This window comes from Burkholderia sp. Bp9016 (assembly GCF_003857765.1).
GTDB lineage: Bacteria > Pseudomonadota > Gammaproteobacteria > Burkholderiales > Burkholderiaceae > Burkholderia.
Genome location: NZ_QTPY01000004.1, coordinates 334,068 through 346,600, shown reverse-complemented (window position 1 = coordinate 346,600; position 12,533 = coordinate 334,068). Strand labels below are relative to the sequence as shown.

Annotated in this window: 11 protein-coding genes; 2 read left to right on the top strand and 9 right to left on the bottom strand. The window is 66.1% G+C overall.

What is annotated here, in order from left to right; all coding sequences use genetic code 11:
• Positions 1-5: 5 nt before the first annotated feature.
• The 3 genes from DIE13_RS32815 to DIE13_RS07700 form a co-directional block, all read right to left on the bottom strand.
• Positions 6-608 carry a hypothetical protein gene (locus tag DIE13_RS32815; protein ID WP_175750691.1) on the bottom strand — a complete coding sequence of 201 codons (603 nt, stop codon included), beginning with the start codon at positions 606-608 and terminating at the stop codon, positions 6-8.
• Positions 605-1,150 (bottom strand): hypothetical protein, encoded by a 546-nt coding sequence (locus DIE13_RS07705; protein WP_124826575.1) that lies wholly within the window; start codon positions 1,148-1,150, stop codon positions 605-607. The genes DIE13_RS32815 and DIE13_RS07705 overlap by 4 nt, the downstream gene beginning before the upstream one ends.
• 110 nt (positions 1,151-1,260) lie before the next feature.
• Entirely contained in the window at positions 1,261-2,343 is a 1,083-nt protein-coding gene (locus DIE13_RS07700; RefSeq protein ID WP_124826574.1) for an AraC family transcriptional regulator, read from the bottom strand.
• A 76-nt stretch (positions 2,344-2,419) separates the two neighbouring features.
• Between DIE13_RS07700 and DIE13_RS07695 the strand changes: the two genes are divergently transcribed.
• A complete protein-coding gene (locus DIE13_RS07695) occupies positions 2,420-4,453 on the top strand; it encodes an NADPH-dependent 2,4-dienoyl-CoA reductase (RefSeq protein ID WP_124826573.1) in 2,034 nt (677 codons plus the stop codon).
• A 177-nt stretch (positions 4,454-4,630) separates the two neighbouring features.
• Here the strand turns inward: DIE13_RS07695 and DIE13_RS07690 are convergent, their stop codons facing one another.
• On the bottom strand, positions 4,631-5,035 hold the full coding sequence (locus DIE13_RS07690) for a DUF2471 family protein (RefSeq protein WP_124826572.1): 405 nt from the start codon (positions 5,033-5,035) through the stop codon (positions 4,631-4,633).
• A gap of 154 nt (positions 5,036-5,189) precedes the next feature.
• The gene (locus tag DIE13_RS07685) at positions 5,190-6,083 is read right to left on the bottom strand and encodes a LysR family transcriptional regulator (RefSeq protein WP_124826571.1); all 894 of its coding nucleotides are present in this window, start codon (positions 6,081-6,083) and stop codon (positions 5,190-5,192) included.
• Between the two features lie 86 nt (positions 6,084-6,169).
• Between DIE13_RS07685 and DIE13_RS07680 the strand changes: the two genes are divergently transcribed.
• Positions 6,170-6,955 (top strand): NAD(P)H-dependent oxidoreductase, encoded by a 786-nt coding sequence (locus DIE13_RS07680; RefSeq protein ID WP_124826570.1) that lies wholly within the window; start codon positions 6,170-6,172, stop codon positions 6,953-6,955.
• Positions 6,956-6,965: 10 nt separating this feature from the next.
• Here DIE13_RS07680 and tssE read toward each other — a convergent pair whose 3' ends face one another.
• From tssE to DIE13_RS07660, 4 genes are all read right to left on the bottom strand, one after another.
• On the bottom strand, positions 6,966-7,376 hold the full coding sequence (gene tssE / locus DIE13_RS07675; protein WP_124826569.1) for a type VI secretion system baseplate subunit TssE: 411 nt from the start codon (positions 7,374-7,376) through the stop codon (positions 6,966-6,968).
• Positions 7,373-10,096, bottom strand: coding sequence for a type VI secretion system ATPase TssH (tssH, locus tag DIE13_RS07670; RefSeq protein WP_124826568.1), 2,724 nt, complete (start codon positions 10,094-10,096; stop codon positions 7,373-7,375). The genes tssE and tssH overlap by 4 nt, the downstream gene beginning before the upstream one ends.
• Positions 10,097-10,190: 94 nt before the next feature.
• Entirely contained in the window at positions 10,191-10,676 is a 486-nt protein-coding gene (locus tag DIE13_RS07665) for an Hcp family type VI secretion system effector (protein WP_124826567.1), read from the bottom strand.
• A gap of 94 nt (positions 10,677-10,770) precedes the next feature.
• The gene (locus DIE13_RS07660) at positions 10,771-12,525 is read right to left on the bottom strand and encodes an OmpA family protein (RefSeq protein ID WP_124826601.1); all 1,755 of its coding nucleotides are present in this window, start codon (positions 12,523-12,525) and stop codon (positions 10,771-10,773) included.
• Between the last annotated feature and the right edge of the window lie 8 nt (positions 12,526-12,533).

The window sequence follows — 12,533 nt, the reverse complement described above, 5'->3', positions numbered from 1 at the left end:
CCGGCTCAGATGAAGCGAATGTGCGGCGTATCTGCGCGCGCGAGCGACAGCGCGTGCCGGGCGGCATCCATTTCGCGCTTGCCGCCGGGCTGGTTGAGCCGGCGGATTTCGGGCCAGACGACCAGTCCGAACACCGCGCGCAGGATCGTGCTCAGCACGAACAGGCCGATTGCGGTGGCGCCGAACCACGCGAAGATGTCGAGCATCCCGTCCGTGCTGCGTGCCACCGCGGACATGACGCCGATGGCAAGCGCCGCGGCGATCAGGACGCCGATCGTCACGATCACATCGATTCGGGCGCTCAGCGTGCGGGCCGGGCGAACGAGATACACCGAACCGTCGGTCACGTTGCGGATGCCGTAGACCGCCAGGTGATCGCCGCGCTCCGTATAGGCGACCTTCAGCCGGTCGCCCGCGACGATGAACAGGTTGCGCGTTGCGTTTGTCCTGAGCGTGAGCGGCGCATCCAGCGTGTCGAGTCGAAGCGCGATCTCCTCGATGCCCTGCGTGGTCCAGCCAAGGTTGTTGCTCCAGACTTTGGTACTGATCGTCTTCTGGCTGACGGATGTGACGCAGCCCGACGCGGTCTGCATGATGCGATCGGTCATGCGTTGCTCCGTTCGGCGGTGAAACGGGACGGCTGGCCTTGCCACTTTTCCTGGGCTTCGCGCCGTTGCGGCCGGAACACCCGTTCGGACAAGCCGGCGATCGCGAGCAGCGTGCCCAGCATGCTGACGATGCCGACGAACAAGGTCAGTGCGACGACGAGCGCCCAGCCGGCCTTGAGCGCGGCGCCGCCGACGAGCAGGCTCAGCATGAAGATGCACGACGCCCACGTGAGCAGCGACAGGTTACGCTCCTTCTGCGCGAGCGCGTCGTAGGGCGGAATCGTCAGGTCGTTGCAGGCGATCCACGCGATCCGGCGGCGACCATGATCGTCGAACACGCATGTGCGCACCGCCATCCCGGGCTTCAACAGATCGGCCTGCTTGAACGCGTCGGCGTCAACGTCGTCGGCGCAGAGGAAGTAGCAGATGCCCTGCATCGTCACGCGATAAAGCGGTACCTTGCTGACGCCGACTCCGATACGGACGAGGTTCGTATCGATACGGTCGATCGTCGACTCGATCACGGTGGTGTGACTGGACATGGCTGGAAGCGGGTGGTGGCCCGTATCGCATTGGCGTGGCATTCATCATACCGATGAAAATGCCGGGTGGACCATGCGTATGGCGGTACGGCGTCGCCCACGTTTTCCTGTCATTCGCGCGCGGTTCCCGTCGCCGCCTCCCGATACGCGCTCGGCGTTTGCCCGGCCCACCTGCGGAACGCGCGCGTGAAATTCGCCGGGTCGGTGAATTGCAGCCGCTCGGCGATCGTCTTCAGGTCAAGATCCGACGCCGAAAGCAATTGCTTCGCGTCGCGAAACCGCGCTTCGTCGAGCAGTTGCCGGTAGCTCGACCCGGCTTCCTCGAGCCGGCGCCGTAGCGTGCGTGTCGACACGAGCAGCGCGTCCGCGAGCGCTTCCGGGCTCGAATAGTCCCCCGCGGTCTTCGCCAGTTCCGCGCGCACGCGCTCGACCAGATCGCCTTCTTCCTGACGTACTTGCGCATACTCGCGCTCGACCTGCACGAGCGCCTGCCGGTGCGCGACTTCGTCGGCGAGCGGAAGCGGCCAGTCGAGCACATCGTGCGCGATCCACAGCGCGTTGGCCGCGCAACCGAATTCGACCGGCGGCAACTGGCTGCGATAGCGCGCGAAATAGTCGGGTTGCGGCCACGTGAAGCGCAGCGCGATCGGTGGCGACGCGCGCCCGGACCACTGCGAGATGTTCTGCGCGAGCCCCGTCAGCACGAACTCGAACATCACGTGATGCTGCAGCACGGGACTCGCCTGCACGCCGTGCAGTTCGAGCGTCGCGCCGCGCGCGTCCTCCGCATAGGTCAGACGATATTGACGGTTGCGCATCCGGAAGTAGCGTTGCGTGACGATCAGCGCTTCGCGGATGTCCCGCGCGGTCAGCGTTGCGTAGCCGAGAAAGCCGTGCACCGTCGGCTTCAGCAGCAGCCCGAACGCGAGCCCGATGCCGGCGTCGCCGCCGATCTCGATCGCGTTGAGCACGAGCCGCCCCCATTGCGACGGCGCGACGCGCGCATCCGGTTCGGCCAGTACCGCGTCGCGCAGCCCGGTGCCGGCGCGTACCGCGGCCAGGTCGACGCCGCGCGCGGCCAGCGCCTGCAGGAGCAGGCGCGTATAGGCGACCGGAATCGTCGGCCGGCGCAGCCCGAGGTGGTCCTTGCGTGGCGGGGAAGTCATGTCGTTTTGGCCGAAAATGACAAGCATTATGGCTGTTTGCCCCCTCACGTTCAAGGCGGCGCGCGGCCTACGATGATACGCATCGCTTACCGGCAGAATCATCATGACGACTTCGTTTCCCCACCTGCTCGCGCCGCTCGACCTCGGCTTCACCACGCTGAAGAACCGCGTGCTGATGGGCTCGATGCACACCGGCCTCGAGGACAGCCGCAAGACGCTGCCGCGGCTTGCCGACTATTTCGCCGAACGCGCGCGCGGCGGCGTCGGGCTGATCGTGACCGGCGGCTTCGCGCCGAACGTGGCCGGCTGGACCAAGCCGTTCGGCGGCACGCTAATGACGTCGGCCGGTGCGCGGCGCCACCGCGTGATCACCGATGCCGTGCATGCGGACGACGGCAAGATCGCGTTGCAGATCCTGCATACCGGCCGCTACGGCTATCACCCGTTCGCGGTCGCGCCGTCGAAGATCAAGTCGCCGATCTCGCCGTTCACGCCGCACGAACTCGGCGCGCGCGGCGTCGAGCGTCAGATCCGCGCGTTCGTCCGTTGCGCGCAACTCGCGCGCGAAGCCGGCTACGACGGCGTCGAGATCATGGGCTCCGAGGGCTACCTGATCAACCAGTTCATCTCGATGCATACCAACAAGCGCACCGATCAGTGGGGCGGTTCGTACGAGAATCGCATCCGCCTGCCGATCGAGATCGTCGAGCGCACGCGCGAAGCCGTCGGGCGCGACTTCATCCTGATCTACCGGTTGTCGATGCTCGACCTGATCCCGGACGGCAGCGACTGGAGCGAGACCGTTCAGCTCGCGAAGGCGGTGGAGCGAGCGGGCGCGACAATCATCAACACGGGAATCGGCTGGCACGAGGCACGCGTGCCGACGATCGCGACGTCGGTGCCGCGCGGTGCGTTCGCATGGGTGACGAAGAAGATGAAGGGCGAAGTCGGCATCCCGCTCGTGACGACCAACCGGATCAACCGGCCCGAAGTGGCCGAGCAGATTCTCGCCGACGGTTGCGCGGACATGGTGTCGATGGCGCGGCCGCTGCTTGCGGATGCCGAGTTCGTCATCAAGGCCGCGCAGGGTCGCGCGGACGAGATCAACACCTGCATCGGCTGCAATCAGGCGTGTCTCGACCACGCGTTCAAGAACAAGATTGCGTCGTGCCTGCTGAATCCGCGTGCCTGTCACGAGACGGAGCTGACCTACACGCGTGCGCAGCGGCCGAAGCGTATCGCGGTGGTGGGTGCGGGCCCGGCTGGGCTCGCGTGCTCGACCGTGCTCGCGCAGCGCGGGCATCAGGTCGACCTGTTCGATGCGGCGGCGGAGATCGGCGGCCAGTTCAACATGGCGAAGCGGATTCCGGGCAAGGAAGAGTTCGATGAAGCGCTGCGCTACTTCGGCCGGCAAGTCGAGCTGACCGGCGTGAATCTGCATCTGAACCGGAGTGTCGACGCGAGCGACCTGATCGCGGGCGGCTACGACGAGATCGTGCTCGCGACCGGCGTTGCGCCGCGCGATCCGAAGATTCCGGGGCAGGACGGGCCGAACGTGCTCAGCTATATCGACGTGCTGGCCGGCCGGCAGCCGGTCGGCCGGCGCGTCGCGGTGGTCGGCGCGGGCGGGATCGGCTTCGATGTCGCCGAATATCTGGTGCAGGACGGCGAGTCGCCGACGCTCGATCTGGACGAATGGAAGGCCGAGTGGGGAGTGACCGATCCGGCCGCGACGCGTGGCGGCGTGACGCGTGCGCGGGTCGCGCCGCCCGCTCGCGAAGTGACGCTGCTGCAGCGTAAAGCCGCGCCGCTCGGCAAGGGGCTAGGCAAGACGACCGGCTGGATTCACCGCGCGACGCTGAAGATGAAGCAGGTGAAGATGATCGGCGGCGTGAACTACGAACGGATCGATGCGCGCGGGTTGCACGTGTCGTATGGCGAGCAGCGCACCGATCCCGCGTGCATCGAGGCCGATACGATCGTGCTCTGCACGGGGCAGGAGCCGCAGCGCGCGCTGCTCGCGCCGTTGCAGGCGGCCGGACGCCCGGTGCACCTGATCGGCGGCGCGGAACTGGCTGCCGAGCTCGATGCGAAGCGCGCGATCGACCAGGGGGCGCGGCTCGCGGCGCGGTTGTAACGGGCGTTGCTTCGGGCATCGGCGCGAAGCGTCGTCGCGCGGCGGTAGTCTGCATGCGCGATGCTTCGCGACTGTCATGCCGGTGTATCGGCATTCCGGTGCAGCCGGCAGAACGGAACGGACATCCCGCGCCGCCGTGCAACGCGACGACGCGATCCCGCAACCGGCCGATGCGCGTCAGGCCGCTTCGGCCCGTTCTTCCTCTTCTGCTTCGAGCATCGCCTTGACGATCAGGTAGACAGCCGGCAGATCGTCGTCGTCGCGACGCCAGTCGACCGGTTCCTCGACGTCCGCGGCCACCAGCCGGCTGTCGCGCAGCCGGATGAACGCGTCGACGACCGTCGGGTCGTTGCGGCTCAGGAAACCGGAATTCGAGAACGCGAGCTCTTCGACGTTCAGCAGCGCCTGCCAGCTCATCGTACGGACGGCGGCCGGATGGGTGCGGCGTCGCAGGCCGAGCGCGCGCTGCGCGGGGCCGCCGACGACACGCTGCAGATCGACGACCGCCCGCTGCGCGGCACGTTCGAAATGGGCCGGGTTGAAACCGGGTTGCTCGGGATCGAATGCGGATGACTGGAACATGGTCGCCTCACAAAAGTCCGTCCGTCATGGCCGACGGAATTCGGGTCAAATGGTGCAAAAGCACTGTAAATATATACAGTGTTCGTGGCGGTTTCAAGCCCTGAATGAATACACGTGTGCGACGGCCGGTTTCGGACGGTCGGCGGCCAGCGATTCATACCGACGCGGCGATCGTCTCGCGCAACCATCGATGCGCCGGATCGCGATGCACACGTTCGTGCCACAGCATCGACATCTCGTAGCCGGGAACCTCGACCGGCGCCTCCACGACGCGCAACGCGGGCGTGTTGCGCACCAGCCGCTCGGGCAGCATCGCGACGAGGTCGGTGGTGGCGACGGCCGACAGCACGAACAGGAAATGCGGAACCGACAGCACGACACGTCGTGCAGCGCCCGCTTTCGCGAGCGCTTCGTCCGTGACGCCGAAGAAGCCGCCGCCGTCGGGCGACACGATCACGTGTTCCAGTGCGCCGAACTGCGCGAGCGTGGGACGCCGCTTCAGCTTCGGATGCCCCGCGCGGCTGACGAGCACGTATCGCTCCGTGAACAGCGGCAGGCGCCGCATTCCTTCCGGCGATCCTTCGGTCGTATGGAGCGCGAGGTCGATCCCGTTTCGTTCCGCCTCCTGCTCGATGCGCGGCGGCACGAGTTCGACGACGGCGAGCCGCGTCCCCGGTGCAGCCGAACGCAACGTATTCAGCGCGGGCAGGACGATCGTCGATTCGCCATAGTCGGTCGCGGCTACACGCCAGGTATTCGTCGCGGTTGCCGGATCGAATGGCGTAGCCGTCAGCACCGCGTGTTCGATCGCGTCGAGCGCAACCCGCAGCGGCTCGCGCAGCGTTTCCGCGCGGGCGGTCGGCCGCATGCCGCGCGGCCCAGGCAGCAGCAACGGGTCGCCGAACAGGTCGCGCAGCTTCTGCAACTGCACGCTGACCGACGGCTGCGATATGTTCAGTTTTTCGGCGGCGCGCGTGACGTTGTGCTCCGCGAGCAGCACGTCCAGCGTGACCAGCAGGTTCAGGTCCAGCCGTCTGAGATTGTTCATCGCTATACCTGGAATATCTGGAATTCATTTCCAATATACCTTCGGCGACGGCATCCTGCAGTCAATCAATCAACGGAGCTGTGAACATGAACGTGCTGATCGTCTACGCCCATCCCGAACCGCGCTCGCTGAACGGTGCGCTGCGGGACTTTGCGGTCGAACATCTGGAAGCGGCGGGCCATGCCGTGCAGGTAACCGATCTATACGCGATGAACTGGAAGGCCGCATTCGATGCGAACGACGTGACCGACCGCGCGCCCGATGCGCGCTTCGATCCGGCGCTCGATTCGAAGCATGCGTTCGAGACGGGCACGCAGCGCGACGACATCGCGCGCGAACAGGACAAGCTGAAGTGGGCCGACGCGGTGATCCTGCAGTTTCCGCTGTGGTGGTTCTCGATGCCGGCGATCATGAAGGGCTGGGTCGAGCGTGTGTATGCGTACGGTTTCGCATATGGCGTCGGCGAGCATTCCGACCGGCATTGGGGCGATCGTTACGGCGAAGGCTCGTTCGCCGGCAAGCGCGCGATGATGATCGTCACGACGGGCGGATGGGAATCGCACTACAGCGCGCGCGGCATCAACGGGCCGATCGACGACGTGTTGTTCCCGATCCAGCACGGCATTTTGTATTACCCGGGATTCGACGTGCTGCCGCCGTTCGTGATCTACCGGGCGGGAAGGATGGACGACGTGCGTTTCGACGAAACGCGTGCGGCGCTCGGCAAGCGTCTCGACGAACTGTGGACTGTGCAACCGATCCCGTTCCGGCGGCAGAATGCGGGAGACTACGAGATTCCGGCGCTGACCTTGAAGACGGAGATCGCGCCGGAAAAGGTGGGATTTGCCGCGCATCTGGCGCACGGACAGTGAGGGGGTGCGATCACGACCGTTCGATGCGCAGGCGGCCCGGCGGTTCAAAGTAGGTGCCGAAGCGCACGAGCCCGGCGTTCTTCAGATGGCATGTCATCTCGAAGCTGACCAGGATGCCGGGGTCGCGATTGTCGACGATCCCGACGTCGATCGAACGAATGCGCGGCTCATACGTCAGTAGCGTGGCTTCCATCTGCTGCTTGAGCAAATGCGCCGACGCGGGCAATGCCTTGTAGATGTTCGTGAGGTCGGGCAGTCCGTAGCCGGGAAGGTGCTTGAGCGCGCCGGCCCGCGTATTGAGAATGCGGCGCACGTTCTGCTGCACGCTCAGGCATTCGAGCGTCCGGTCGTCGTAAGCGCCGATCGGCTCGCCGCCGATCTGGCCGAGCAGCATGTCGTAGAGGGAGGGGCCTGCGGTCATCGTGTTGCTATCGCTCCTGACATGATCGGTTTTTCTTGTCGTGATCGTCGGGTCTGCGGATCATCGAATTCGATTGTCAGATCACCTGTCGCCCCGGTTGTCAGTGAGATCGCCGATGTCGTGATACCCGATGCCATCCGTGCAAGCAGTTCGCGGGAAACGACCGGCAGCACGCGCTGGTTCAGGAATGCATCGACGCCGCGCGCGCCGGATTCCCGCGACACGCAGTGCTGCGCGATCGATTCGATCAGGTCGTCGCCGCCGGTAAGCGTCACTGCGTGTTGCCGATGCAGGCGATCCGCGACCTTGTCCAGTTTGAGCCGCACGATCGACGCGAGCGCCGCGGTATCGAGCGGCCGATACACGAGCGTCTGGAAACGTGCAAGCAGTGCCGGCTGAAAATGCGCGACCAGTTGCGGATGAATGGCTGCGCACAACGCGCTCTGCGTGATAGACGGATTCCCGGCGGTTGCGCCGTCGATTTGCGTACTGCCGAGATTGGACGTCATCACGATCACGCAATGGCGGAAATCGATCTCGCGCCCTTCGCCATCGCGCATCGTGCCGCGATCGAACACTTGATAGAAGATGTCGAGCACGTCGCGATGCGCTTTCTCCACTTCGTCCAGCAGCACGACGCTGTATGGGCGTTGACGCACGGCTTCGGTGAGAACGCCGCCGCGCCCGTACCCGACGTAGCCGGGCGGCGAGCCCTTGAGCTGCGATACCGTGTGCGCTTCCTGGTACTCCGACAGGTTGATCGTTGTCAACGCAGCCGAGCCGCCGAACAACACGTCGGCGAGCGCGAGCGCCGTCTCGGTCTTGCCGACGCCGGACGGTCCTGCAAGCAGGAACACGCCGAGCGGCACATGTTCACTCTTCAGGCCGGCCTTGGCGGTGCGCAGGCTCTCCGCCAGGGCGGCGATCGCATCGTCCTGCGCGATCACGCGGGCTGCGAGCGTCGACTCGAGCGCGAGCAGGCTCCGCAGTTCGTCCTCGACGAGATTGCCGACCGGCACGCCGGTCCATTCGGCGACGACCCGCGCGATGGATTGCGCGTCGACGTCGGGGGAGATCATCGGCGTTTTACCCTGAACGGTCGATAACGCGTCGAGCGTGTTGGAAACAGCGACCGGATCGGGCGCCTGATCGGCCGAGCCGCGGAGGGCACGCAGGATGCCGACGAGTTCGCGTTCTCGCGTGTACTGGCTGAGCAAGGCATCGGCGGTGTCGCGCACGTCTGCGTGTTCCGTGTCGATCGCGATGTGCCGCCCGGCTACGTCGATAATGCCGGCGCGGATGTCCGAACCGAGCGCGGCGCGTTCCAGTTCGAGCGCGGCCAGCGTCGCACGTGCCTGTTGCAGCTCCGCCGGCGGCACATCGCGTGCCATTCGCACGCGTGCGGCTGCCGTATCGATCAGGTCGACGGCCTTGTCCGGCAGTTGGCGAGCCGGAATGTAGCGGCGCGACAGCCGTACGGCTGCGACGATCGCTTCGTCGCGAATGTGGACTTCGTGATGGCTCGCGTAGCGGCCCGAGAGTCCGCGCAGCATCAGGCAGGCCGTTTCATCGTCAGGTTCGTCGACCTTGATGACCTGAAAGCGCCGTTCGAGCGCGGCATCGCGTGCGAAATACTGGTTGTACTCGGCCCACGTGGTTGCCGCGATCGTGCGCAACTCGCCGCGCGCGAGTGCCGGCTTGAGCAGGTTGGCCGCGTCGGCGCCGCCGGCTGCGTTACCCGCGCCGATCAACGTGTGTGCTTCGTCGATGAACAGCAGGATCGGCGTCGCGGATGCCCGCACCTCGTCGATCACGTTCTTCAGCCGTTGCTCGAATTCGCCCTTTACACCGGCACCGGCCTGCAGCAAACCGAGATCGAGCGTCAGGATGCGGGTGTTGCGGATCGTCTCCGGCACACTGCCGTCGACGACCCGCAACGCGAGCCCTTCGACGAGCGCGGTCTTGCCGACGCCCGGCTCGCCGACCAGGATCGGATTGTTCTTGCGGCGGCGCGCGAGCACGTCGATCATCTGGCGGATCTCGCGATCGCGTCCGAAGACGGGATCGATTTCGCCGCGACGCGCCTTGTCGGTGAGGTCGAGCGCGAAGCGGACGAGTGCATCATGCTCGATCGCGCGCGCGGGCGCGTGCGGCGCAGAGGAGGGCATCGTCGTCGTTCCGTCGCCCGGCAGCGTATCGATCGCGGCGGTTTCGCGCGTCGATACGGGTTCGTGAACTCCGTTTTCGCAAGATCGTCTTCCGAGCCGGGGCAGCACGCGCCGGATCTGCACACTGGGGATTGACAGCAACGGCCAGGCCCGCTGGGTGCGCAGCACATGTGGCGCGTCGACGATGGCCTGCAGCAGATGCCCGGAGCGAATGGTGCTGTCGGGGTCGTCGGCCATCGCATGCGTCCACGCATCCTCGATCACCGTGGCGAGTTGCCGCGACAGCGCCGGCATGCCTCGCAGCGTGCGGGGCATGCGGTCGATCACGTCGAGCATGGCGTCCGAGACGGCCTCGATGTCGAGGTCGTAGTGGCGCAGAAGCGCGGGAATGTCGCCGTCGTCCGCCTCGATCAGCTTAAGCATCCAGTGCTCGACCGCGATTTCATCCGCGAGCCGGGTCTGACAAAGACTCGCGGCGGCCTCGAGTGCGCGCGTACAGTGGGGATTGAGGCGACGAATGAGATGGGAAGCGTCCCGGAGAGGCGGCGTCATGTCGGTGGTGTATCAGGAAGGGAAGAGGGCGGGCGCCCGGGAGAGGCGGAATCCCGCCGCGCAAACACGACGGATTCCGCCAGCGGGTCGGCATTCAGGAACGTTCGTTCCAGGTGTCCTTGTGGATGATGTTGCCGTCCTTGTACGACCACGTGATCGTCTCGTAACGCAGTTCCACGTCTTCGAGGTGGTTGTGTCTCTCGTAGTCGGGGTTCTTGATGTCGAGCATCTTCGGCCTCACTGCGACGATCTTCACGTTGTCGAGCTTCGTGTTGAAGTACTCCTTCTCCTTGCCCGCGTCGTCGATGCGGTACCACTTGATCTCGACCGACTTCAGCGTCTGGCCGCTCGTCACGGCCTTGTACAGGTACGGCGTCGATGCGTCGGTTTCCTTCGTCAGCGTGATCGGCTTGTGCACGCGCGTGCCGGTCAGCTTGCCCGTATTGCCGTCGGTCGGGATGTGCACGCCGTGATCGAACGCAACCAGTTCGATGCTGCCTTCCCGATCCTGGACGGTCACCGAACCCTTGATGTCCGCGCCACCGTCGTCCTTGAGCCACATGTAGGCCGGAACTGCCATTTTTCTTCTCCTTTTTCTTCGTACTGCGAATCGCCGGAACCGGATTCCGGCGCTGACAAGCCCGGGGCGGTCGCCCCGGGAACCCAAATGCGTATTACTTCACGGTGCGGGTCGGGATGACCGGCGCCGGTGTATCGGGCACGAGCGTGATTTCGACCCGGCGATTCTTCGCCCGCCCTTCCGGGGTAGCGTTATCCGCGACCGGTCGCGTATCGCCGTAGCCCTGGATCGCGAACTGTGTCGGCGGGATGCCGGATGCGTCGACAAGCCAGTCGCGTACGGCCGAAGCGCGATCGATCGACAGTGTCAGGTTGCGATCGGGTCGGCCCTTGTCGTCCGCGTAGCCTGCGATCAGCACGCGCTTGCCGGGATGGGTCTTGATCAGTTGGAGCGCATCGACCATCGCGCGCGTCGTGCCGGCCTTGAGTTGTGCCTTGCCGCTGTCGAACAGCGACATGCTGTCCAGCGTGATGACGGCGGGCGGCGGCGCGGGCGGCTCGTACGAGGCGATCGTCTCGTTGAGGACCGGCAGCAGCGCCGCGCCGCGGTAGGTGCCGAACGACAGTCGAAGCGGAACGCCGACGCGCGCGTACCGGTCGAGCTGATCGCGGTCCGACGCAAGAGACCTGAGCGCGTCGCGCTTGGCCGCGTCCTGCGTGGCCGGGATACCGTTGTAGCGTTCGAGATGCTCGCCGATGCGTGTCATCAACGCAGCGTTGTTCCGCGCGGCTCCGCAGATGGCGGCGATTGCCGCGCAGGCAACGATTGCAACGATATGCGCGACGGCGATGAGGCGGGGCGGCCGCCACGATCGGCGCGGCATCGCGTCGAGCAGCGGCTGCGGCAACGGCCAGGGCAGCGGCGACCCAGGCAGTGCGGCGGGTGCGATGCCTGTCCGGCTGCGGACTTCACGTTCCCACGGTTTGCCGGGAGCCGTCGCCGGACCATGGTCGACCCAACCGGCGCCGAACAATGGCCAGGGCGATGCGGGCTGGCGTCGATCCGTCAGCGTGTCGAACACGACGCGTCGGGCCCACCCGGTCATCGATGCGACGCCGGCGGCGCGTGCCGCGGCAACCGGACTCCCGTCGGCATGGAGCGCATCCGACTCGGCCGCGTCGATGGCAGTGTCGAAGCACTGCATGTCGACGATTGCCGATCTGGCCGACATGCCATACCACCGGACAGCCGATTCGCCAGCCGTCGGCGCCGCCGTGGCATTTGCGTCCGAGAGCCGCTGATAGATGGCGACATAGCCGGGCAGCGACGTGCCGAGCATGCGAGACGCGTCCGCCACGGCCTGCCGGATCACGCGCAGTGACTGCGACAGCGTGTCGTCGTTCGCATGAAGGCCTGGCGCGACCGACAGCACGACACAATCGGGCGCGTGGCCGCCTCGCCACTGGCGGACCGCGACGGCGAGCCGGGGAAGATCTTGAGGGCGATCGGCTCGCAACCAGACGGCCCCGTCGCCGACATGAACGAAACGCGCTCGGGCCGGATCGCGATCGAACAGGGCGGGCAAGCCGTCGCCCGCGACGAGCGCGAGCGGCATTCTGGTGCGCAGCGTGACCGGCAGGTCGGCGGTCGCCGCGCCCAGTTGCGCAATCACGTGAACGTTTCTTTCGCGGGCGTGCGCCAAGCTGCGCTTATGCAGCCAGACGATCAGCGCGGACAACGCGACGATGATCGCCATCCATCCCCACATGACGCCGCGATCGACAGGTAAAACCCACCCGACGACGGCCAGTGCCAGTGACGCGGACAGCGCCACGACCGTACCGAGCGGATAGCCAAGGCCCGACAAGGCCGCGCGTGCCGCATCGGAATCGGCGCGGGTTGCTGCCATTGGGAGCG